This window comes from Haemophilus sp. HMSC066D02 (assembly GCF_001810545.1).
Lineage (GTDB): Bacteria > Pseudomonadota > Gammaproteobacteria > Enterobacterales > Pasteurellaceae > Haemophilus_D.
This window is the reverse complement of sequence record NZ_KV801824.1, coordinates 100,700-124,271: the sequence shown is the minus strand read 5'-3', so window position 1 is coordinate 124,271 and position 23,572 is coordinate 100,700. Positions and strand designations below refer to the sequence as shown.

The window sequence follows — 23,572 nt, the reverse complement described above, 5'->3', positions numbered from 1 at the left end:
TATCCCAACAGTTACCTCGGCGACTCATACTTTGAGTTACCTGAATGAAGGTTGAGCGGAATAGCTACACCTTGAGTTTGAAAAAATGGAAAATTGATGTGAAAAATTGCGAGATTATTGTTTACGCCACGTCGTGCCGTTGGCGCCATCCTCTAACACGATGCCCATTGCCGTAAGTTCATTACGAGCCGCATCCGCAGCTGCCCAATCTTTAGCAGCACGCGCTTCGTTGCGTTGTTTGATGAGCGCTTCAATTTTTGCGACTTCATCATCGTCTGAGCCGGCTTGTAAGAATTTTTCTGGATCTTGTTGAAGTAAACCTAAGATACCCGCTAACTCACGTAAACGCGCTGCAAGGCCATTGGCTTTTTCTGCATCTTCAGTTTTCAATTTATTGATTTCACGCGCCATTTCAAATAAGACAGAAAGGGCATTCGGCGTATTGAAATCATCGTCCATTGCTTCACGGAAGGCTTCGACAAAATTTTCACCGCCTGAAGCGACCGCACTTTGATCGGTGCCACGTAAAGCCGTGTACAAACGTTCTAATGCACCTTGTGCTAAGTTCAGGTTTTCTTCGCTGTAATTGAGCTGGCTGCGATAGTGTGCGGTTAATAAGAAATAACGCACCGCTTCTGCATTGTAATGGTTTAATACATCACGAATAGTGAAGAAGTTGCCGAGGGATTTCGACATTTTTTCTTTATCCACCATAATCATGCCGGAATGGATCCAATAATTGACATATTGACCGTCATGAGCACAGCAAGATTGCGCAATTTCATTTTCGTGGTGTGGGAACATTAAATCAGAACCACCACCATGAATATCAAAATGTTCACCAAGTTGTTTGCAGTTCATTGCTGAACATTCAATGTGCCAACCAGGACGACCTGCGCCCCATGGGGATGGCCAGCTTGGTTCGTTTTCTTTTGACATTTTCCAAAGCACGAAATCCATTGGATTTTTCTTAATTTCATTAATTTCAATACGTGCACCGGCTTGTAACTGGTCGAGATCTTGGCGTGATAATTTGCCGTATTCCTTAAAGCTTTCCACATCAAACATCACGTCGCCATTGTCTGCAACATAAGCATGACCACGTGCAATCAGTTTTTCCACAATCTCAATAATTTCAGGAATATGATGTGTCGCACGAGGCTCAAAATCTGGACGTAGTACGTTTAACGCATCAAAATCTTTATACATTTCTTGCACCATGCGATCTACAAGTTGATCGCAGGTTTCTTTGTTTTCTAATGCACGTTTAATGATTTTATCGTCCACATCAGTGATATTACGCACATAAGTTAAATCGTAACCTAAAGAACGTAAATAGCGGGCAATCACATCAAAACATACAAAGGTACGACCATGGCCAATATGGCATAAATCGTAAACGGTCACGCCGCACACGTACATACCCACTTTTCCTTCATGGATAGGTTTGAATACTTCTTTTTCTCGAGTGAGGGTATTAAAGATCTTTAGCATATTTTTTCTCTTAGAACTGGTTGGAAAACGACCGCACTTTTTCTGCTCATGGTGGCACTTTCTCGCCATTTGTGGAATAATGAATGCCTTAATTTTCAAGAGGAAAACAACATGGTTACATTACACACAAATTTTGGCGATATTAAAATTAAACTTGATTTTGATAAAGCGCCAATCACTGCAGAAAACTTTTTAAACTATTGTAAAAACGGTTTCTATGATAACACAATTTTTCATCGTGTTATTGATGGATTTATGATTCAGGGCGGTGGTATGGAAAGCGGAATGCGTGAAAAAGCAACAAACGCACCGATCCAAAATGAAGCTAACAATCGTTTAAGTAACAAACGTGGCACAATCGCCATGGCGCGTACCTCTGATCCACATTCTGCAACGGCACAATTCTTCATTAACGTGGCAGATAATGACTTCTTAAACTACCGTTCAAAAGAGATGTTTGGCCGTGAAGTTGTGCAAGAATGGGGATATGCCGTATTCGGTGAAGTGGTTGAAGGCATGGATGTGGTTGATAAAATCAAGAAAGTAAAAACCGGTAATAAAGGCTTCCACCAAGATGTTCCGACCGAAGATGTGGTGATTACATCCGTTTCTGTTGAATAATTAATTCGGTGTGTGGATGCGCAATCTACACACCTTTTTTCTTAACTGAAATAACACTATGCCTTTCTTCGATACTCATACTCACCTTGATTATCTTCATCATGACACAGGTGAGCCATTAGCTCAGCTGGTGGATAACGCTAAGCAAGCTGATGTGCAAAAAATCTTGATTGTGGCGGTAAAAGAGTTGGATTTTAAAACGATCCAAAATATGACCGTACTTTTTCCTGAGCATCTTTATTGTGGACTTGGATTACATCCTCTTTATATCAAAGAGCATCAAGAGCATGATTTAGAGATATTGGATGCGGCATTATCCGTTCGTAATCAAAATTGTACAGCCGTAGCAGAAATAGGCTTAGAATGTGCGATTCCAGATTTATTAACGGATGAATTATGGCAAAAGCAGCAGCACTTTTTGGAAAGTCAGCTTTATTTAGCGAAGAAATACAATCTGTCGATCAATTTACATAGTCGTAAATCCCACGAGCAATTATTCCGCTTTTTGAAACAGGCTAATTTGACAAAATGTGGTGTGGTGCATGGTTTTTCAGGAAGTTACGATCAAGCAAAACGATTTGTGGATTTAGGCTATAAAATTGGCGTAGGCGGTACCATTACTTATGAACGCGCGAATAAAACACGCCAAGCGATTGCGAAGTTGCCATTAGAGGCGTTGGTATTAGAAACGGATACACCAGATATGCCGGTGTTTGGTTTTCAAGGACAACCTAATCGACCGGAGCGGATTGTTCACACCTTTGAGGCGTTATGCCGTTTAAGAAGTGAAAATGCTGAAGTGATTAAAGAAACGGCTTGGCAGAATAGCTTAACCTTATTCGGTTAAACCTTAAAACGATAAATCACTTGATTGGCTGAACCGCGCCAAACCAAGCTTGGGTCAGCCTGTTCTTGTATAAATTTCCCATCAATGAGCACGTCAATATAAGGCAACATTTGACGTTGATAATCATCCAGTTCATCCAGTTTATATCCCGTCCATACCCAAATATCCTTATCAGGGCATTCTTTTTTTACACGTTGTATAAAAGGAAGTAAGGCTTCGACATTACGAGGATGCATCGGATCTCCACCTGAAAGCGTGAGCCCTTGACGTTTAATGCGCGTATCTTTTAAATCATTGATGATCTGTTGTTCCATCGCTTCATCGAATAATACGCCATTATCAAAAGACCAGCTCTTTTGATTGTAACAACCACGGCAACCATGCGTACAGCCGCTAACGAAAAGGGTGCAACGGGTGCCTTCGCCATTTACAACATCTGTCGGGTAGTATTGGAGATAGTTCATGGTTTTGCCTTAAAAGTGCGGTTGATTTTCTCGTCAAATTCACCGAATTGATAAATTAACCTTTGCAATACAGGGCCAATTCTTGCATAATAGCCCACCTAATCGCATTGCGATATCAATGGAAATCTTCTCGGTCTCTCGCAACGGTGTCTGGTTTACTCGGTCAGGTTCGGAAGAAAGCAGCCAAAGTCGGAATTTCTGTGTGCCGAGAATAAGCTGGGAAGATTTCCACCCAACTTATCCTTTCTTATTTTACACTCGCTCTACTAATTGTTTGAAGAACCCTTTTTCTAATTGCAATAATTCTACATAAGTGCCTTTTTCAATTAGCTTCGCTTCATCAATCACACAAAGTTCATCAAATTGCTCAATCGCCGTTAAGCGGTGAGTCACCATAATTAAGGTTTTATTTTCAGCATGGGCAAGAATCAAACGCAGAATTTGGCGTTCAGTTTCGCGGTCTAAACCTTCAGTTGGCTCATCTAATAATAAAATTGGCGCATCATTAAGCAAAATACGTGCTAAGCCTAAACGACGTTGTTCTCCACCAGAAAGTGGACGGCCGCCATCACCTAGCCAAATATCTAAGCCTTGTTCTTGTTCCAACAATTTGCCTAAACCAACTTGATTTAACACCTCGATCATTTTTTCATCTGAAATATTGACCGCACTTGCGAATTGCAGATTTTGACGAAGTGTATCGCTAAATACATGGACACGTTGTGTTAAAAAGCAGAATTGGCTGCGTAATGTGTTTTCTGCATAATCAGCAATTGGTTGACCAGCAAGGCGTAATTCTCCTTGATTGGCATCATAATTACGCACTAAAAGCTGCAATAACGTGGATTTCCCGCTACCTGTTTTACCTAAAATTGCGACTTTTTTACCTTTTTGAATGGTTAAATTCAAATTTTCTAAAGCACGATTTTGACGTTCAGGATAAGTGAAAGAAAGATCTTTCGCTTCAATTAATGTTGTGGCGTTTTGATCGAACTCCGCTTTGCCATTAAAAGCTACTAATGGTTGTTGTTCGATAATATCTGTTACACGTTCAGCTGACGCAATTACTTGCCCGATATGTAAGAACGCCGAGCCTAATGGCATTAGGATTTCAAATGATGCAAGGGCGGCAAAAATGAAGAGCGCAATAAACGCCATACGGTATTCATCGTTACCAAACTCAGCTTGTGAGCTAAACCACAACATTGCGGCAATAATCAAACCATTTAAGAAGAGTGAAAGAGCGGTTGAAAATCCGCTTAAATTGGCTTCTTTTTGTTGGTCTGCTTGCCAGTTAGCTTCGGTTTTTGCCATGTTATTTTTCAATTTATCTTCGGCATTAAAGAGCAATAATTCAGCTTGCGCTTGGATAAATTCTAGGAATTGTGTGCGGTAAAGTGCACGTGAATGCACGAGTTTGTCGCCAAATTTTTTACCCAGTTGGTAGAAAACGGTTGGAATAACGAATACCAATAAAAGTAGGCTAATGCCTAAACCTAAGGCTAAAGGAGTATTGATGAAACTTAGGCCAATACACATAGCTAGAATCACAAAAATAGCCGTAATAAATGGCGCAATTAAGCGAAGATAAAGGCTATCGAGGGTATCTACATCAGACACTAAGCGGTTTAATAAATCGCTGTTACGATAACGATTTAACACCGCAGGGCTTAAGGGGATAATCTTCTCAAAAACCTGTACTCGTAATTTAGCCAAGATGCGGAAAGTCGCATCGTGCGTGACCAACTTTTCGAAATAACGGAAAAGGGTACGGCTAATAGCAAGCCCACGCACAGAAGCAGATGGGTAGAAGAAATTAAATAACGTGCCAAGACCTGCAATAGCTGTTGCCGCTAAAAACCAACCAGATGTGGTCAGCAAGCCTATGCTAGATGCAAGACCTGTGATCATTAAAAACAAGCCTAAAAATAAAGGCAACTTGGCGAATTTAAATAAACGTAAAAAGGGAAGTAAAGCCCGCATTATTGAATATCCTCTTTTCGTTGAGCCAATAATTCGGCAAAGAAGCCTTGATCTTTTAATTGGTTGAAATGGCCTTGTTGAACAATTTCACCTTCTTGCATCACTAAAATGTTGTCACATTGTTTCAGATCTTCAATGCGGTGTGTGATCATTAAGGTGGTTTGGTTATGGCTCATTTCTGCAAGGGCAGCAAGTACCAGATTTTCAGATTGAGCATCGAGGCTAGCCGTTGGCTCATCGAGTAATAATAAATTGCCTTTGCGTAGTAAAGCGCGAGCGATAGCTAAGCGTTGCGCTTGGCCTACGGATACCCCTATCCCACCATCTTTAATTTCACTATCTAAGCCTAATTTATCGGTAAACTCTTTCGCTTGCGCAGAAATCAAGGCTTGCTCGATTTGAGCATCAGTTGCTTGAATATCACCTAAAAGTAGGTTTTCTTTGATGCTACCTTGTAGTAGTAATGGGTTTTGACCTACCCAAGCAATTTGTTTGCGCCAGTCGCTTAAACGGCTTTGGTTAAGTTCCACACCGTTAATTTTTAAGCTCCCTTCATAAGGCAAGAAACCGAGTAATACATTGATTAAAGAGGTTTTTCCTGCACCACTTTGGCCGACAAGAGCAATATGGCTTTCTTTCGGAATATGGAATGAAAGAGGCTTCGTTAATGGTTGACCTTGTGGCGAAAGCGCCACTAAATTTTCAGCCTGAATTTCGACCGCACTTTGTGCTGGAATTTGTTCATTGCCTTGATGGGCAATTAAATAATCGGCTTCTAAGAAATCGACAATAGCATCAGCAGCACCAATACCTGCTGCACGATCGTGATAGTAAGTCCCGAGATCTCGCAATGGTTGATAAAACTCTGGCGCCAGAATTAAGCAGAAAAAGCCGGTAAATAAGGTCAGCGTGGTGCCATAAGTACCAAATTCGACTTGCCCTAAATAACTAAAACCAAAGTACACCGCCATTAAAGCAATGGAAATAGAGGTGAAAAACTCTAACACGGCAGAAGAGAGAAAGGCCATTTTAAGTACTGTCATGGTCGTTTCACGGAAGTCTTCCGTTGTACTTTCAATATGTTGAGTTTGTTCTGAAGTGCGGTTGAAAAGACGCAAGGTTTCTAAACCGCGTAAGCGATCCAAGAATTGAGCACTTAAGCGAGAAAGGGTCGCCATATTTTTTTGGCTACTGTCTGCCGCCGCAATCCCTACCAGAATCATAAAAACTGGTACAAGTGGTGCAGTGACCATCAAAATCAGTCCAGCTGCCCAGTTGAGCGGGAATACAGCAATTAAAATCACCATTGGTACAATGGCAGACAAACTTTGTTGTGGTAAGAAGCGCGCATAGAAGTTATGCAGATTTTCCACTTGTTCAAGCATGATACTTGCCCAGCTTCCGGCGGGTTTGTTATTGATAGTCGCAGGTCCCACTTGGTGGATTTTGTCTAAGATCTTTTGGCGCATATGGTTGCGTAGTAATCGACCTGCTTTAAAGCCAATTTTTTCGCGTAGCCATAAAATGACCGCACGCAAAGCAAAAGTAATGATTAATGCAATAAAATATGGAATCAGTTCAGTGCGATCGACATTTTGCATAATCAGCTTGTCGAGCAAGGTCGCAAGAAAATAGGTTTGAGCCACAAGAATTAAGGAGGAAAGTGTGGCAAGGGCAATATTGGTGCGCATTAATTTTTTTACAGGTTGTTGCTGCGCACGAAGCCATTTTTGTAAATATTTTTGGCGAAGTTTGTCCATAGATTTGTAGAGTTAGTATTTAAAAAGTTCTCCCTCTCTATTGAGAGGGAGCTTGAAGGGCGAGTTTATTGATACAAAATTGATTCTTTAAAATCTCCCTTAACCCCTCTTGGCTAAAGAGGGGGAAATAAATAAGGAAATTTATTTATTCTTGAGCATCTAAATAACGTTCAGCATCTAATGCAGCCATACAGCCTGTACCCGCTGAAGTAATGGCTTGGCGATAGTTGTGATCCATCACATCACCTGCAGCAAACACACCTTCCACAGAGGTCGCTGTTGCATTGCCTTCAAGACCTGATTTGACAACGATATAACCGTTATTAAGTTCAAGCTGGCCTTGGAAGATTTCAGTGTTTGGCGCATGACCGATAGCAATAAATAAACCGTCTAATTTCACGTCTTCTTTTTCGCCGGTTTTTACGTTTTCTAAACGTACACCTGTTACGCCCATGTTATCGCCTAACACTTCATTCAAAGTGCGGTCAGTATGAAGCACGATTTTGCCTTCTTCGACTTTTTTGTATAAGCGATCGATTAAGATTTTTTCTGCACGGAAACTATCACGACGGTGGATTAAATGCACTTCAGACGCAATGTTAGCCAAGTAAAGTGCTTCTTCAACGGCAGTATTCCCACCACCGACAACGGCAACCGGTTTATTACGATAGAAGAAGCCATCACAGGTTGCGCAAGCTGAAACGCCGCGGCCTTTATACGCGGTTTCTGACTCTAATCCGATATAACGTGCTGATGCCCCTGTTGCGATGATTAACGCATCACATGTGAAGGTTTGCATATCGCCATAAAGTTTGAACGGGCGAGAAGATAAATCGACTTTATTAATATGATCAAACACGATTTCGGTTTCAAATTTTTCGGCGTGTTGCAACATACGTTGCATTAAACCTGGACCAGTGGTCATTTCAAAATCACCTGGCCAGTTTTCAATTTCATCAGTAGTGGTAAGTTGACCGCCTTGTTGAAGACCGGTCACTAAAACAGGTTTTAAGTTTGCACGTGCGGCATAAATAGCGGCGGTATAACCTGCAGGACCTGAACCTAAAATTAATAATTTGCTGTGTTTAACGTCTGACATAAAGAATCCTTTGTTTATAAAATAAAGCATGAGGCTTTTGGAATTCGTTCATTATAAAGCCTTCATGCATAAAAAAATAGTTGATCGTATTAGTAAAGCAATGAATACAGCAATCGGCGATATTTATTGGTGATAGGATCTGCATTGCCAATGGCTGATAAAATAGATAAAAACTGTTGTTTCACTTCACCATTTTCTGCAGAAAGATCTTGTTTAAGAATGCTAAATAATAAATCCAATGCTTCTTCGTTTCGGTTGGCTTGATGTAGCTGAACTGCCAATTTCAACGCAATTTCAGGCGTTGGATTTTTCGCATAATCCGCTTGTAATTGCTGAATTTCTGGTGTATCAGCCGCTTTAATTAAAAGGTCAATCTGCGCTTGTAAGCCATGCCAACGGCTGTCGCGATCCTGAATCGGAATTTGCGCTAAAATATCTGCAGCAGGCTCCGTTTTCTTCATGGCAATATAGGTTTCCGCATAAAGTAATGCGACATCGCTGTTTTTCTTATCCGAAAGTTCCCAGGCTTCTTTCAATAATGGAAGAGCAGAGTCGTAATCTTCCACTTGTAAAAAATCCAAGGCTTTTTGGAATTTTAAATCTTCTTCTTTTGGCAAAATGGCGCTTAAACGTTGTAATAAGTTGGTTTCATCTAATGCACCTGGGAACGCATCTAATGCTTGTGCTTCTTTGAAAAGGTAAGTCGTTGGCAACGCTTGAATACGAAATTGAGCAGCAATCATTTGCTCCGTTTCACAATTGACTAAGCCGAGAATAAATTGCCCTTGGTGTTGTTCTGCAACACGCTGTAATACATTGGCAAAATCTGCCGATTCTTTATGGCTTGGCGCATAAAAGTTAATGACAAGCGGGGTTTCGACGGAACGTTGCAACGTTTCGGTAAGGTTTTGTTCGTTGAGTTCAACTAAAAAAGGTAAATCTGCCATTTTTATTCCTTGATAAATGGAAAATGATGCCTGATTTTAACAAAGTGCGGTTAGTTTTAGAAATGTTTTACAGGAAAAGAAAAGGGCAGCGTTAATCTGCCCTTATTCGCTATCTATTTTTATTCTTTTGTTTCTTCCACTTTATCTTCTGGAAGCACGAGGTTAAGAATTAAGGCAAGTAATGAACCTACGGTAATGCCTGAACCGAGCACTTCTTTGAAAAAGTGCGGTAATTTATCAAGCAATTCTGGACGAGTCGTCACGGCTAAGCCACAGCCAATGGAAATCGCGATAATTAAACCATTGCGTTTGCTACGTGCCACTTTATCCAACATTTGGATACCCGCGGCGATAATCATCGCGAACATCATTAAGCCTGCACCACCTAATACTGGTAATGGAATTGATACAATTAATGCACCGAATACAGGGAATAAGCCCGCTAGCGCTAGAAGTACACCGGTTAGCGCAACCACGTGACGGCTAGCCACGCCAGTTAGAGAAATGACACCAATGTTTTGTGAGAATGAAGAGAATGGTGTGGTGGACATAATAGCGGCTAAGGCAGATCCTAAACCATCAGCTAAAACCCCACCGCGTAAATGTCTGCCGGTGATTTCGGTTTTGGTTGCGTTACCTAGCGCTAAGAAGTTACCGCTTGATTCAACAATCGTGACTAAGTACGCAATGGACATGCCGATAATGCCTGAAATTGGGAAGGCTAAGCCAAAGTGTAGTGGTTGTGGAATCGCGAAAGTTTGTGCTTGTTTTACGCCTTCAAAGCTTACCCAGCCCATGGCTAAACAAACGAGATAACCAGTCATCATCCCAATAACGATGGCGGCAGCAGAGAAAATCCCTTTACCCCATTGTACGAGAGCGACCACGATGACTAATACAAAGCTCGCCATCATTAAATTTTCTGGCGTAGCATAATTCGCATCACCACGTTGACCACCCGCGAACCAGTCAACGGCAACAGGAATCAGGCTTAAACCGATCATCATGACAACGGTACCGGTTACAATCGGTGGGAATAATTTACGAATATACGGCATAAAGAAGCTGCCGATAATCATCACTAATGAGCCAACCAGAGATGCGCCTAAGATACCCGCAATGCCATATTCACTAAAACCAATGGCCAGTGCTGCGGCAACGAAAGTAAAACTGGTTCCCATCACACTTGGCAAACGAATGCCCACAGGCCCCAAGCCTTTACATTGAATAACGGTCACCACGCCAGAAATTAAAAGCGCAGCATTCACTAGCGTAATGGTATCTTCGGTAGGTAATTTTAAGACGTTACCAATGACCAATGGTACAGCAATAATTCCCCCGAGTGCGGCAAGTAAATGTTGTGCAGCAAGGAGTAAACTCAATCCGAAAGGTGGTTTGTCTTCCACCGTATAGAGCAGGTTGTTATTCATTTGGTTTCCCTAAGTAAAAAAATTGTGCGAATTATACGTTAATTTTGATTTGAGGCAAACGTTTGCGTAATAAAATAAAAAAGTGCGGTTAAAAATCATCTTGTTTTTAACCGCACTTATTAGGTTTTAAAGGTTACATCCAGAAGATATAAGCAATTGTCCCGATAATTAGCATACAGGTTAAATCAATAAATTTACCCACGCGGATCATTTCGGATTGTTTAACAAAACCTGTCGAGTACACAATCGCATTCGGTGGGGTACCAACCGGCATCATAAAGGCACAAGATGCTCCGAGGCCGATAATCATCGCAAAACCAAGCGGTGGCATATTCAGTGCTTGTGCGATGGAAATAAAGATTGGAACCAGTAAAGCTGCACTTGCAGTGTTTGAGGTAAATTCAGTCAAGCAGACAATAAAGGCAGCAACAATTAATGCCATCACATAGTAGTGGCCACCCTCAATAATGAAGACTATACCATCTGCCATGATTTTACTTGCACCTGAATGGGTGAGTACAGAACTTAAGGTTAAGCCGCCACCGAAGAGGAATAACACGCCCCATTCTGTATTTTCTTGCACTTCTTTCCAGCTTGCGATACCGGTTACACAGATGACAATTGCTGCTGAGAGCGCAACCATACTGTCAAAGCTGCCAATTGGTTTTGGTAAACCTAATAATTGAGAAAGAATAGGGTTGATGTAGCCACCAAAAATCCAAAGAATCGCTACGGTGATAAAAATAACCAACGTTAATACACGTTGTTTAGTCATGTGAATTTTTTCAAATTCAGCAGCAAAACGAAGGTCTAATTTGGGTTTAAATACAATATATAACCAACCAATAATAAGCGGGAATAAAATTAACATGACTGGCGTGCCATACATTAACCAGTCAGCAAAACCTAAATGAAGTTGGGAGGCTGCAATCGCATTAGGTGGGCTTCCCACAAGTGTTCCCATCCCTCCGATGGTGGCACTATAGGCAATCCCTAATAACACGAATACGTAAGTATTGTGATCTTTATTACGGTCTAACTGACTTAAAATGGTCATTGAAAGCGGGATCATCATCGCCGCAGTGGCCGTATTACTCATCCACATGGATAAAAATGCTGTTGCTAAGAAGAGGTAAAGCACCGCAACAAAGAGACGACCTTTCGCTAATTGCATGATTTTATTCGAAATCATTTTGTCAATTTTTTGCACATTTAATGCAGTAGCAAGGGCAAAACCACCAAAGAATAAGAAAATGGTCGGATCCGCAAAGGCAACAAGCGCTTCACGACTATTAGCCAATCCTAACAGAACAGATAAAATAGGCACGAACAATGCAGTGATCGTTACACTGACGGCTTCGGTAAGCCATAAAATAGCTACAAACGCGAGTAAAGATAATCCTTTGTTTGCCGCAGGTTCAAAAGGAAGGGTATTAAGTAAAATAAAAAATAGCGCGACATCAAAGAGGAATATAATGGTTTGTTTATTCCATGCTTTTCGTTGAGAATTGGTGACGGGGATTGATTGCATATTTCTCCTTATATTTTTTATGGCCGCCGATTGTAGCACAAGAGTAATTAATCAGAAAATAATGCATACTAAAAATTGATTAGTATTAAAGCAAAGTACGGTCAAAAACCTCCTGATTTTTGACCGCACTTTATGAGTGGAATATTTGTTTAACGAGATAAAATCGCTTTCACTTGCTTTTGCAATGTTGGCACTATCTCTTGTTCAAACCATGGATTTTTCTTGAGCCAAATTTGGTTACGTGGAGAAGGGTGAACAAGCGGAAGAAAGTGAGGAAGAAAATCACGAAAATGGTGAACCGTCTCAGTGACATTAAGGTTATTTTCTGGCAAATAGTATTTTTGTGCATATTGTCCAATAAGAATCGTCAGCTCAATATTAGGCAAATTAGCGAGAATTAGCGGATGCCATTTTTCTGCGAAGCCTTTGCGCGGTGGTAAATCACCGGATTTGCCTTTTCCAGGGTAATAAAAGTCCATCGGGATGACAGCAAACAAACCAGAATGATAGAAGGTATCGCGATCCACACCGAGCCATTCACGTAGGCGATCACCGCTTTTATCATTCCAATATAAACGACTTTCTTGGGCTTTAATTCCAGGGGCTTGTCCGACAATGTTAATGCGAGCTGTCGTTGGTGCAGCAAAAAGCGGTTCAATGCCTTGTGACGTAAAAGATTGATTGTCGGGGTCTTGCATAATGGATTGTGTGATTTGACTAAGTGTTGGCATGATTCTTCCTTATTTATTGAAATAAAAATAGCTCATTTCTGATGAGCTATTTTATCATAATAACGAAATGACCATTATAGATGTTTTACACGGCGTTTTACTTCTTCCTGTTTGCCCGCATTGAATGGACGAGCATCAGGACTGCCGAGATAACCACAAACCCGTCGGGTCACGGAGACTTTTGCACTGTCATGATTACCGCATTTCGGACAGACAAAGCCTTTACTTGTGCAATTAAACTCTCCTGTAAAACCACATTCATAACATTCATCAATTGGCGTATTAGTGCCGTAATAAGGCACGCGATCGTAGCTATAATCCCATACATCTTCGAGTGCTTTCAGGTTATGTTGAATATTTGGGTATTCGCCATAACAGATAAAGCCGCCACTCGCTAATTCAGGATAAGGCATTTCAAAGTCTAATTTATCGTATGGATTCACTTTTTTCTCTACATCTAAGTGATAGCTGTTAGTGTAGTAGCCTTTATCGGTAACGCCGTCAATGACACCAAATTGTTTGGTATCTAAACGGCAGAAACGATCGCACAAGTTTTCACTTGGTGTGGAATAAAGGCTAAATGCATAACCCGTTTCTTTCTGCCATTGTTTTACTGCTTCATTTAAACGACGCACAATCGCAATACCTTTTTCACGTAGTTGCTCATCGTCAAAAATATGCCCTTGTTTATACAGCGCATTGATGGTTTCATGAATACCAATATAGCCTAAAGAAATTGATGCTCGTCCATTTTTGAAAATATCCGCAACATTATCATCGGCTTTTAGTCGAACGCCGCAAGCGCCTTCCATATAGAGAATTGGCGCGACACGGGCTTTGGTATTTTCTAAGCGAGCAATACGGGTAAGCAAGGCTTTCTTTGCGAGGGCTAAGCGTTCATCTAAAGTGCGGTAGAATTTTTCTTCATTTCCTTGTGCTTCAAGAGCAATGCGAGGCAGATTCAGACTTACCACGCCTAAATTATTGCGACCATCATGCACTTCATGGCCGTTTTCTTCATAAGCACCCAAGAAGCTACGACAACCCATTGGCGCTTTGAATGAGCCTGTAACTTTAACCACTTGATCATAGTTTAAAATATCTGGATACATGCGTTTTGAAGCACATTCTAATGCCAGTTTTTTAATGTCATAGTTCGGATCTTGTTCGTTTTGGTTCACACCTTTTTTAATGGTAAAGACCAGTTTAGGGAAGACCGGTGTTTTATGATTTTTACCCAAGCCACGAATACGGTTTTTCAAGATTGATTGCTGAATTAAACGTTCTTGCCAACTTGTGCCTAAGCCAAAACCAAAGGTAACAAACGGCGTTTGGCCATTTGACGTATGGAGCGTATTAACTTCATATTCAAGGGATTGAAACGCATCAAAACATTCTTTTTCAATCAACGCTTTTGCATAACCTTCAGCATCCGGAATTTGCCATTGGGCGGCATTTTTCAAATGTTTTTCAAAGCTGAGTTGAACATAAGGTGCAAGCACTTCATCAATGCGATTAATGGTTGTACCGCCATAAATATGGCTGGCTACTTGAGCAATAATTTGTGCGGTAACGGCTGTTGCCGTGCTGATAGATTTCGGTGGTTCAATTTCGGCATTGCCCATTTTAAAACCATGTGAAAGCATGCCTTTTAGATCAACGAGCATGCAGTTAAACATCGGGAAAAATGGCGCGTAATCTAAGTCGTGATAGTGGATTTCCCCTTTTTCATGGGCTTCAACAACATCTCTTGGCAGAATATGACGTTTAGCATAATGTTTTGCCACAATACCTGCCAGTAAATCACGTTGGGTAGGGATAACTTTCGCATCTTTATTTGCGTTTTCATTAAGCAATTCCACGTTGCTTTGCTCAATCAGCCCTTCAATTTCTTTGGTTAATTGGCTGCGTTTTTCACGTGCCAGGTCGCGATCGTGACGATATTCAATATAAGCACGTGCAATTTGTGGATACTTGCTTGTCATTAAGTGATTTTCAACAATTTTTTGAATCTGGTTGATATCAATTTCATGCTGATAATGACTAAAAATTTCAGTATTAATCTGCTGGCTCAGATCATGGATATACATGTCATCAACAATATTAACCGCACTTGCTGCTTTTTTGATTGCATTAGTAATACGTTGTAGGTCAAACCCAATTCGTGAACCATCACGCTTAATCACAAAGAAAGCGTTCATTTTATGACTCCTGTAAGGTAGCTATGAAAAAAATCGAAAGCACTATATATAGTTTTATTTAATAGATCAACACACAATATGTAGTGTTATTTGTCAGTTTTTGATGGTTAAAATTGAGTCGAAACCTTGTTAAATCTGGCAAGAAAGAGTGTTTTTGTTGAGAATTATTCTCAAATTATTTTTTAATAAATTTGATCTAAATCAAGTTTTTTAGCAATAAAAAACGGACGAAAAATCGTCCGCTCTTTAAGTCATAGAAAAGAAATTAAGCTGCAACCATTACCATAGCTGGGCGAATCACACGACCATTTAAGGTATAGCCTTTTTGTAAAACGGTGGTGATTTGGTTGCTTTCAAACCCTTCAGCTGGTTGCATAGAGATGGCTTGGTGGAGATCCGGGTTAAAGGTTTCACCCACTGCGCCAACAGGTTCAACACCAAAGCGAGCCACCGTTGAGAGTAACTCTTTTAAGGTTAGCTCCACACCATCGAATAACGCTTTGATGCTTTCATCTTCCTTATTGGCAGGTGTTGAAAGCGCACGCTCTAAGTTATCAATGGTATTTAAAATGTCTTTTGAAAATTTTTCTAATGCAAATTTATGCGCTTTTTCAACATCTTGTTCGCTACGACGACGCATATTGTCAATTTCTGCACGAGTACGAAGCAATAAATCTTGTTCTTTTTTAGAGGTTTCTTCTACTTGTGCTTTTAATTGTTCTTCAAGTTCTTGTACACGAGCGATCGCTTCCTCTAATGGATCTTCCGTTGATGTGGTTTCTTGTTGCACTTCTTCAACAAGTTCTTCATTTAAGTTTTGTGCTTGTTCTGACATTTTTTTCTCCATTAATCAAAAATTAGTGCTATTTTAGCAAAACTGAATTGCTATGTAATATAATGGCAAAAATTTTAAATTCAAGTGCGGTCAGAAATCGGTGAGTTTGCACTTGGGAGCAATCATAGTTATGGATGAATTAGTCAAATCATTTAAAACCATCGCCTTGATGGGAAAACCACGTCGCGATATTAATTTGCAAATGCATAAAAACTTGTATCAATGGTTGAAAGAGCGAGGATATCAAGTTTTAGTGGAAAAAGACGTCGGTGAAAAATTTGGTTTGCCCGAAGAGGTTTTAGCGACAGTTGAACAAATTGGTGAGCAAGCACAACTTGTGATTGTGATCGGTGGTGATGGCAATATGCTAGGGCGTGCTCGCATTTTGGCTAAATATCATATTCCAATGATTGGTATTAACCGAGGTAACTTAGGCTTTTTGACCGATATCGACCCGAAAAATGCTTATGCACAGCTTGAAGCTTGTTTAGAACGTGGCGAGTTTTTTGTCGAAGAGCGTTTTTTATTGGAAGCTAAAATTGAACGCAATGGCGAAATTATTTCTAGTGGTAATGCAGTAAATGAGGCGGTGATTCACCCTGCTAAAATTGCTCACATGATTGATTTCCATGTTTATATTAATGATAAATTTGCCTTTTCTCAACGTTCAGATGGTTTGATTGTTTCCACTCCCACAGGTTCAACCGCTTATTCGCTTTCCGCAGGCGGCCCAATTTTAACGCCAAATTTAAATGCGATTGCTCTTGTGCCGATGTTCCCACACACACTTTCTTCTCGACCATTGGTGATTGATGGTGATAGTAAAATTTCAATTCGCTTTGCAGAACATAACACTTCACAGTTGGAATTAGGCTGTGATAGCCAAATTGCGCTAGATTTTTCTCCTGATGATATCGTTCATATTGAAAAAAGCCCGCATAAACTGCGCCTATTACACCTGAAAAATTATAATTATTACAATGTATTAAGCACGAAATTAGGCTGGCTTAAAAATTTCTAATCCCAAAAGTTAAAAATCTCTTTACTGTATATTGCAACAGTTATAATATATGGATATACAGTTAAGGAGATTTTTTATGTTAACCCAACTTACCATCAATAATTTTGCAATTGTTCGTCAATTAGAGATTGAATTGTCGAAAGGAATGTCTGTGATCACGGGTGAAACCGGCGCAGGAAAATCTATTGCTATTGATGCGTTGGGGTTATGCTTGGGGCAGCGTATTGAAACGTCTATGGTTCGAGAAGGGCAGGAAAGAGCTGAAATCTGCGCCTCCTTTTTTATTGAACCAACGAACCCCGCTTATCAATGGTTGCAAGAGCAAGAATTGCAGGATCCTGATAATCCCTCCGATTGTATTTTACGCCGTGTCATTAATGCTGATGGGCGTTCTAAAGCCTTTATTAATAGCACGCCTGTATCGGCTTCTCAATTAAAAGAAATTGGTCAATATCTTATTCATATTAATGGGCAGCACGCTTCACAATTATTATTGAAAAATGACTACCAACTTCAGTTGGTGGATACATTTGCACATCACCATGATTTGCTCGCACAAATGCGAGAAGATTATCGCACGTGGAAAAATCTCCAAACACAAGTTAAAACCTTCCAACAAAAAGTTGCTGAAAATGAAGCGAAGAAACAGCTTTTACAATATCAGGTTGAGGAGTTGGATGAGTTTGCGCTTCGTCCAAATGAATATTTGGAATTGGAAGAGGATCAACGTCGTCTATCAAATAGCGAACAGCTGACACAGTTATCACAATCAGCTTTACAGCTACTCAGTGAAAATGAGACCGTGAGTATCGATTCTATGCTTTATCGTGCGACACAGTATATTGATGAATTAAGCAAGTTAGATCCTCGATATGTTTCCGTTCAAACAATGTTGAATGATGCACTTATCCAAGTGCAAGAGGCGACAAGTGAAGTTCAACATCTTGCTTCTCATATTGAGCAAGATCCGATGTTATTACAAGAGATTGAACAACGTTTGGGGCAAGCTTTACAACTTGCACGTAAGCACAATGTGAAACCTGAAGAGTTAGTGGAGTGGCACCAAAAATTAAAAGCGGAATTGACTGCACTTTTAGATTTTTCAGAAAGTGAAGAGCGTCTGATTCTAGAAGAAAAAGTCGCCTTTGAGAAAATGCAACATACAGCAAAACAATTGCATGAAAGTCGTTGCCAAGCTGCAGGAAAATTAGCACAACAGGTTACACATTCTATCAAAGGGCTTGCAATGGAAAATGCAGAATTTTTCATTGAAGTGAATTCAGATTTAACTAAAGTGACGGCAAATGGGGCAGATAATATCGTCTTTACTTTACGCAGTAATCTAGGACAGCAGGCACAACCGCTAGCAAAAGTGGCATCAGGTGGTGAGCTTTCTCGTATTTCATTAGCGATCCAAGTATTAACATCCGATCAATCGGCGATTCCAACGTTAATCTTTGATGAAGTTGATGTTGGCATTAGTGGTAAAACGGCGAGTGTAGTGGGTAAATTATTACGTCAATTAGGCGATAAATGCCAAGTACTTTGTGTAACTCATTTACCACAAGTAGCATGTCATGGACATCAGCAATTTAATGTTGAGAAATTTACCGTTGATGATAAAACAGAAACTAAAATGACCGCACTTTCTCAAGAAGAGAGAGTTCCGGCTCTTGCAAGATTACTCGGCGGCAGTGAAATTACAGAGCTTGCCTTGGCGAATGCACAAGAAATGTTGGATTTAGTGAAGTAAAATCAGGTAAATAAATGGGCGTTTGTCGCCCAGTTTATGCATTAATGAGCTGAATTCTGTCGTAAAGCTTAGGTTCTTCTTATCACATTTCAAAAATACTTGATAGGAATGCTTGCTTATTAGTCAAAAAAGCGTATTATAGACGTCTATACGTCAATACATCCAAAAGAAGAGGACTTATGTCTAGCTATTTATTTACTTCTGAATCCGTTTCAGAAGGACATCCAGATAAGATTGCCGATCAAATTTCTGATGCGGTACTTGATGAAATTTTAAAACAAGATCCTAAAGCTCGTGTGGCTTGCGAAACCTATGTAAAAACAGGGATGGCGTTAGTCGGTGGTGAAATTACTACATCAGCATGGGTTGATATTGAAAATCTCACTCGCCAAGTCATTTGTGATATTGGTTACAAACACTCAGAGATGGGTTTTGATGGCAATTCTTGCGCGGTATTAAATGCGATTGGTAAGCAATCATCTGATATTAACCAAGGTGTGGATCGTGAGAATCCATTAGATCAAGGTGCGGGTGACCAAGGGATTATGTTTGGTTATGCGACAAATGAAACCGAAGTCTTGATGCCTGCGGCGATTACTTATGCGCATCGTTTAATGGAAAAACAAGCAGAAGTGCGTAAAAGCGGAAAATTAGCATGGTTACGCCCTGATGCGAAAAGTCAAGTGACCTTAAAATACGAAGATAACAAAATCGTGGGAGTGGATGCCATTGTTCTTTCTACACAACACAGTGAAGAAGTGTCACAAAAAGAAATTTACGAAGGTGTGATGGAAGAAATCATCAAGCCAATTTTGCCAAGCGAATGGTTATCTCAACAAACAAAATATTTCATCAACCCAACTGGTCGTTTTGTGATTGGCGGGCCTATGGGCGATTGTGGCTTAACAGGTCGTAAAATCATTGTCGATACATACGGCGGCGCAGCTCGTCATGGTGGTGGTGCATTTTCTGGTAAAGATCCATCAAAAGTAGACCGTTCAGCTGCTTATGCTGCGCGTTATGTGGCAAAAAATATCGTTGCGGCAGGCCTTGCAGATCGTTGTGAAATTCAACTTTCTTATGCAATTGGTGTGGCAGAGCCAACTTCTATCATGGTGGAAACTTTTGGTACAGGAAAAGTATCAAACGAAGTATTGGTTAAGTTAGTGCGTGAATTCTTTGATTTACGTCCTTATGGTTTAATTAAAATGTTAAATTTAATTCAACCAATTTATCGCCAAACTGCTGCGTATGGACACTTCGGTCGTGAACAGTTCCCATGGGAAAAAGTAGATCGCGCTGAAGAATTACGTGCGGCAGCAGGTCTAAAATAAGTAAATTAAATGTATATGATAAAAACCGCTAATTTAGCGGTTTTTGTTTACTTAGTATGATGATGTCATCTCAAACTCAGTTTCGGCATTTAAAAATGCAGGTGCAACGCAAGCTTGCAGAAACATTACAACTCGCTGAAAATCACTTTCAAAGGAAGTTTCCAGTCCCGACAATCAGTTATGACTTGCGAGGTATGAAGGCAGGCGTCGCATACTTGCAGAAAAATGAGATTAAATTTAACCGCACTTTGCTACTTGAGAACTCAGATGAATTTATTCGTCAGGTAGTTCCGCATGAATTAGCCCATCTTATTGTGTATCAAGTATTTGGTCGGGTGAAACCGCATGGGCAGGAATGGAAAGCGGTGATGACACAGTTATTTAATCTTCCGGCTGATACTTGCCATCAATTTGATGTAGAGAATGTACAAGGCAAAATGTTTACCTATCAATGTGAATGTCAGACTCATTATTTAACGATTCGTCGGCATAATCGTATTCAACGCGATAAAATTGCTTATTTATGCCGAAAATGTCAGGGAAAATTGGTTTTTCATAGTGAAAATTCATAAGCAGTGTGGTATATTTCTAGTGTTTTCAATCAAATAACAGGGGTTATCCAATGAAAAAATCATTATTAGCTATCGTTGTCGGTGCATTAGCGGTTGCTTCAACTGCAAATGCAGGTTTATATGCAGAAGGTGATCTTGGCCTTTCAAGAACTAAATTAAGTAATGGTGGCTCAAGCAAAACTAAAGTTGAGCCTCGTGTTGCAGTAGGTTACAAATTAGGTAATGTACGTGTAGCAGGTGATTATACTCATCACGGTAACTTCCAAGGCACTAAAGTTCAAGGTTTAGGCGCGACAGTATTCTATGACTTCGATACCAACTCTCAAATTGAACCTTATGTTGGTGCTCGTCTTGCGGCTAACCGTTTCAAATTTGAAGACCGCGCAGAACAACGTTATAAAAGTTCTTCTGAAACAAAAGTGGGTTATGGTGTAGTTGCGGGTGCTAAATATAAATTAGCAGACAAAGTGTATGCAAATGGTGGTTTAGAATATAACCGTTTAGGTAGCTTTGACGATACTAAAGTGAATAACTATGGCGCTAAAGTGGGCGTGGGTTACGAATTCTAATTTCCCTTTTGAAAAGTGCGGTTGATTTTTACCGCACTTTTTCTTTTGAATGCATAAGTTATATAGGGTTAATCTATTTGTGATTAATTCGTGTAGCAGTTAAAATCCTCGTTCTAAATGAAATCGAGGATTTTTTATTTTTAGAGGTGAGAATATGATTATCGTTTATGGCATTAAAAACTGCGATACGGTGAAAAAAGCATTGAAGTGGTTAACTGAGCATAGTATTGAACATAAATTGCATGATTACCGTGTCGATGGATTAGATACTCAATTCTTACAACGAGTAGAAGCACAATTTGGTTGGGAAAATTTAGTCAATAAACGTAGTACAACTTGGCGTAATCTTGATGAAAATGTGAAAAATACACTCTCAAAGTCCACTGCACTTTCCGTATTAGCTGAAAATCCAACGTTAATTAAACGACCGATTATTTTGCAAGATGGTAAGGCATTGATTGGCTTCAACGAAAAAGAATATAGTACAGCATTTGCTTAAAAGAACAGTATTTCTTAGGAGTTTTTATGAAAGAAAAAGTGATTTCTTTGGCACAAGATCTCATTCGTCGCCCCTCTATTAGCCCAAATGATGAAGGCTGTCAGCAAATGATTGCGGAACGTTTAGAAAAACTCGGCTTTCAAATTGAATGGATGCCTTTCAACGATACGTTAAATTTATGGGCGAAGCATGGCAGTGGTGAGCCGGTCATCGCCTTTGCAGGGCATACCGATGTGGTACCGACGGGAGATGAAACGCAATGGAACTATCCGCCGTTTTCTGCCGAAATTGTGGATGATATGCTTTATGGTCGTGGTGCAGCAGATATGAAAGGCTCATTGGCGGCGATGATTGTGGCAGCGGAAGAGTATGTGAAAGCCAATCCGAATCATAAAGGAACGATTGCTTTGTTGATTACTTCTGACGAAGAGGCTGCTGCGAAAGATGGCACCGTGCGTGTTGTCGAAACGTTAATGGCGCGCGGTGAAAAAATCACTTATTGCATGGTGGGGGAGCCGTCTAGTTCTAAAGCATTAGGCGATGTGGTTAAAAATGGTCGTCGTGGTTCGATTACTGGTAACCTCTACATTCAAGGTATTCAAGGTCATGTAGCTTATCCTCATTTAGCGGAAAATCCAATTCACAAAGCGGCGCCTTTCTTGCAGGAATTAACCACATATCAATGGGATAATGGTAACGAATTTTTCCCGCCGACCAGTTTACAAATTGCAAATATTCATGCGGGTACAGGGAGTAATAATGTCATCCCTGGTGAGCTTTATGTGCAATTCAATTTACGTTATTGTACGGAGGTCACTGACGAAAGCATTAAGCAGAAAGTGGCAGAAATGCTCGAAAAGCATAGCTTGAAACACCGTATCGATTGGAATTTATCGGGTAAACCATTTTTAACGAAACCGGGCAAATTATTAGATGCGTTAACGACGGCAATTGAGCAAACAACCAGTGTTACGCCACAAGCCGAAACTGGCGGTGGTACCTCTGACGGACGTTTTATTGCATTGATGGGTGCTGAAGTTGTGGAATTTGGACCGCTTAATGCAACGATTCATAAAGTGAATGAATGTGTAAACGTTGATGATCTTGCCAAGTGCGGCCAAATTTATCATCAAATGTTAGTAAATTTATTGGACAAGTAAGATGAAATTAACGCCAGAAATGTTAACCGGCAAATCTCGTGAACATTTGATCAATTTGCCTACACCTCATTCTTCGAATCATTTTTTGCAAGCAGAGGCAATGAAAGCGTTTCAAGGATTGCAACAAAGTGCGGTCAAAAATGACTTTAATTTGCAACCCGCGAGTAGCTTTCGTGATTTTGAACGTCAACAACTCATTTGGAATGGTAAATTTAGCGGTGAACGCAAGGTTCATGATGATGCGGGAAATCCATTAGATTTAGCGTTATTAGATGATTGGCAAAAAGCACAAGCTATTTTACGTTGGTCATCGCTTCCAGGTGGCAGTCGTCATCATTGGGGAACAGAAATCGATATTTTTGATCCTGATCTTTTGCCTCAAGGTCAATCTTTACAACTTGAACCTTGGGAATATGAAAAGGGGGGCTATTTCTTTGAACTTAGTGAATTTCTCACTGAAAATCTACCGCACTTTGATTTTGCTTTGCCATTTATCAGCCAACCAGAAGGTAAAAAAATTGGCCGAGAGCCTTGGCATATTAGCTATTTACCGTTGGCAGAGCAAGCCTCACGATTATTTAAGCCAAATGTGCTATTGCAGGTTTGGCAGCATGAAACCGTGGCTGGAAAAGAAACGTTAATTGAACATTTACCCGAGATTTTTGAGCAATATGTGGTTTAACAAAAAACGCAGCAAGTCGCTGCGTTTTTTTATGGTTTG

21 protein-coding genes and 1 other RNA gene are annotated in these 23,572 nt (G+C 40.3%); 11 read left to right on the top strand and 11 right to left on the bottom strand.

Annotated elements, in window-relative coordinates:
* Positions 1-114: 114 nt before the first annotated feature.
* A complete protein-coding gene (gene cysS, locus HMPREF2750_RS07755) occupies positions 115-1,494 on the bottom strand; it encodes a cysteine--tRNA ligase (RefSeq protein WP_070583292.1) in 1,380 nt (459 codons plus the stop codon).
* Between the two features lie 111 nt (positions 1,495-1,605).
* On the opposite strand from cysS, the gene HMPREF2750_RS07750 reads away from it, so the two are divergent.
* The gene (locus HMPREF2750_RS07750; protein ID WP_049384402.1) at positions 1,606-2,115 is read left to right on the top strand and encodes a peptidylprolyl isomerase; all 510 of its coding nucleotides are present in this window, start codon (positions 1,606-1,608) and stop codon (positions 2,113-2,115) included.
* A 58-nt stretch (positions 2,116-2,173) separates the two neighbouring features.
* Positions 2,174-2,962 (top strand): TatD family hydrolase, encoded by a 789-nt coding sequence (locus HMPREF2750_RS07745; RefSeq protein WP_070583290.1) that lies wholly within the window; start codon positions 2,174-2,176, stop codon positions 2,960-2,962.
* On the opposite strand, the gene nrdG is transcribed toward HMPREF2750_RS07745, so the two are convergent.
* Positions 2,959-3,426, bottom strand: coding sequence for an anaerobic ribonucleoside-triphosphate reductase-activating protein (gene nrdG, locus HMPREF2750_RS07740; RefSeq protein ID WP_070583289.1), 468 nt, complete (start codon positions 3,424-3,426; stop codon positions 2,959-2,961). The genes HMPREF2750_RS07745 and nrdG overlap by 4 nt on opposite strands.
* Positions 3,427-3,553: 127 nt before the next feature.
* On the opposite strand from nrdG, the gene ffs reads away from it, so the two are divergent.
* Positions 3,554-3,652: signal recognition particle sRNA small type (gene ffs, locus HMPREF2750_RS07735), an RNA gene on the top strand.
* A gap of 26 nt (positions 3,653-3,678) precedes the next feature.
* Here ffs and cydC read toward each other — a convergent pair.
* The 9 genes from cydC to grpE form a co-directional block, all read right to left on the bottom strand.
* Positions 3,679-5,409, bottom strand: coding sequence for a heme ABC transporter ATP-binding protein/permease CydC (cydC, locus tag HMPREF2750_RS07730; RefSeq protein ID WP_070583286.1), 1,731 nt, complete (start codon positions 5,407-5,409; stop codon positions 3,679-3,681).
* On the bottom strand, positions 5,409-7,169 hold the full coding sequence (gene cydD / locus HMPREF2750_RS07725) for a heme ABC transporter permease/ATP-binding protein CydD (protein WP_070583284.1): 1,761 nt from the start codon (positions 7,167-7,169) through the stop codon (positions 5,409-5,411). Before cydD ends, cydC begins: the two co-directional genes overlap by 1 nt.
* A 145-nt stretch (positions 7,170-7,314) precedes the next feature.
* Positions 7,315-8,268, bottom strand: coding sequence for a thioredoxin-disulfide reductase (trxB, locus tag HMPREF2750_RS07720; RefSeq protein WP_005699879.1), 954 nt, complete (start codon positions 8,266-8,268; stop codon positions 7,315-7,317).
* A gap of 89 nt (positions 8,269-8,357) precedes the next feature.
* Positions 8,358-9,215, bottom strand: coding sequence for a co-chaperone YbbN (locus HMPREF2750_RS07715; protein WP_070583282.1), 858 nt, complete (start codon positions 9,213-9,215; stop codon positions 8,358-8,360).
* Positions 9,216-9,334: 119 nt separating this feature from the next.
* Positions 9,335-10,645, bottom strand: a complete 1,311-nt coding sequence (locus HMPREF2750_RS07710; RefSeq protein ID WP_070583280.1) for a nucleobase:cation symporter-2 family protein — start codon at positions 10,643-10,645, stop codon at positions 9,335-9,337.
* Between the two features lie 133 nt (positions 10,646-10,778).
* Positions 10,779-12,176 (bottom strand): DASS family sodium-coupled anion symporter, encoded by a 1,398-nt coding sequence (locus HMPREF2750_RS07705; RefSeq protein ID WP_070583278.1) that lies wholly within the window; start codon positions 12,174-12,176, stop codon positions 10,779-10,781.
* 149 nt (positions 12,177-12,325) lie between these two features.
* Positions 12,326-12,907, bottom strand: a complete 582-nt coding sequence (locus tag HMPREF2750_RS07700; protein ID WP_070583276.1) for a uracil-DNA glycosylase family protein — start codon at positions 12,905-12,907, stop codon at positions 12,326-12,328.
* A 74-nt stretch (positions 12,908-12,981) separates the two neighbouring features.
* Positions 12,982-15,108 carry an anaerobic ribonucleoside-triphosphate reductase gene (gene nrdD, locus HMPREF2750_RS07695; RefSeq protein ID WP_070583275.1) on the bottom strand — a complete coding sequence of 709 codons (2,127 nt, stop codon included), beginning with the start codon at positions 15,106-15,108 and terminating at the stop codon, positions 12,982-12,984.
* Between the two features lie 265 nt (positions 15,109-15,373).
* On the bottom strand, positions 15,374-15,943 hold the full coding sequence (gene grpE, locus HMPREF2750_RS07690; protein ID WP_054418109.1) for a nucleotide exchange factor GrpE: 570 nt from the start codon (positions 15,941-15,943) through the stop codon (positions 15,374-15,376).
* 130 nt (positions 15,944-16,073) lie between these two features.
* On the opposite strand from grpE, the gene HMPREF2750_RS07685 reads away from it, so the two are divergent.
* From HMPREF2750_RS07685 to HMPREF2750_RS07650, 8 genes are all read left to right on the top strand, one after another.
* On the top strand, positions 16,074-16,964 hold the full coding sequence (locus HMPREF2750_RS07685; protein ID WP_070583271.1) for an NAD(+) kinase: 891 nt from the start codon (positions 16,074-16,076) through the stop codon (positions 16,962-16,964).
* A gap of 76 nt (positions 16,965-17,040) precedes the next feature.
* On the top strand, positions 17,041-18,717 hold the full coding sequence (recN, locus tag HMPREF2750_RS07680; protein WP_070583269.1) for a DNA repair protein RecN: 1,677 nt from the start codon (positions 17,041-17,043) through the stop codon (positions 18,715-18,717).
* A gap of 179 nt (positions 18,718-18,896) precedes the next feature.
* A complete protein-coding gene (gene metK / locus HMPREF2750_RS07675; protein WP_070583267.1) occupies positions 18,897-20,051 on the top strand; it encodes a methionine adenosyltransferase in 1,155 nt (384 codons plus the stop codon).
* A 56-nt stretch (positions 20,052-20,107) separates the two neighbouring features.
* Positions 20,108-20,623, top strand: a complete 516-nt coding sequence (locus tag HMPREF2750_RS07670; protein WP_070583265.1) for a SprT family zinc-dependent metalloprotease — start codon at positions 20,108-20,110, stop codon at positions 20,621-20,623.
* A gap of 50 nt (positions 20,624-20,673) precedes the next feature.
* Positions 20,674-21,192, top strand: a complete 519-nt coding sequence (locus HMPREF2750_RS07665; protein WP_049373899.1) for an opacity family porin — start codon at positions 20,674-20,676, stop codon at positions 21,190-21,192.
* Positions 21,193-21,346: 154 nt separating this feature from the next.
* Positions 21,347-21,691, top strand: coding sequence for an ArsC family reductase (locus HMPREF2750_RS07660; protein WP_070583263.1), 345 nt, complete (start codon positions 21,347-21,349; stop codon positions 21,689-21,691).
* Positions 21,692-21,717: 26 nt separating this feature from the next.
* Complete coding sequence (gene dapE, locus HMPREF2750_RS07655) at positions 21,718-22,851, top strand: succinyl-diaminopimelate desuccinylase (protein ID WP_070583262.1); 1,134 nt, start codon at positions 21,718-21,720, stop codon at positions 22,849-22,851.
* Position 22,852: 1 nt separating this feature from the next.
* Positions 22,853-23,533, top strand: coding sequence for a M15 family metallopeptidase (locus HMPREF2750_RS07650; protein ID WP_070583260.1), 681 nt, complete (start codon positions 22,853-22,855; stop codon positions 23,531-23,533).
* The last annotated feature ends 39 nt before the right edge of the window (positions 23,534-23,572 follow it).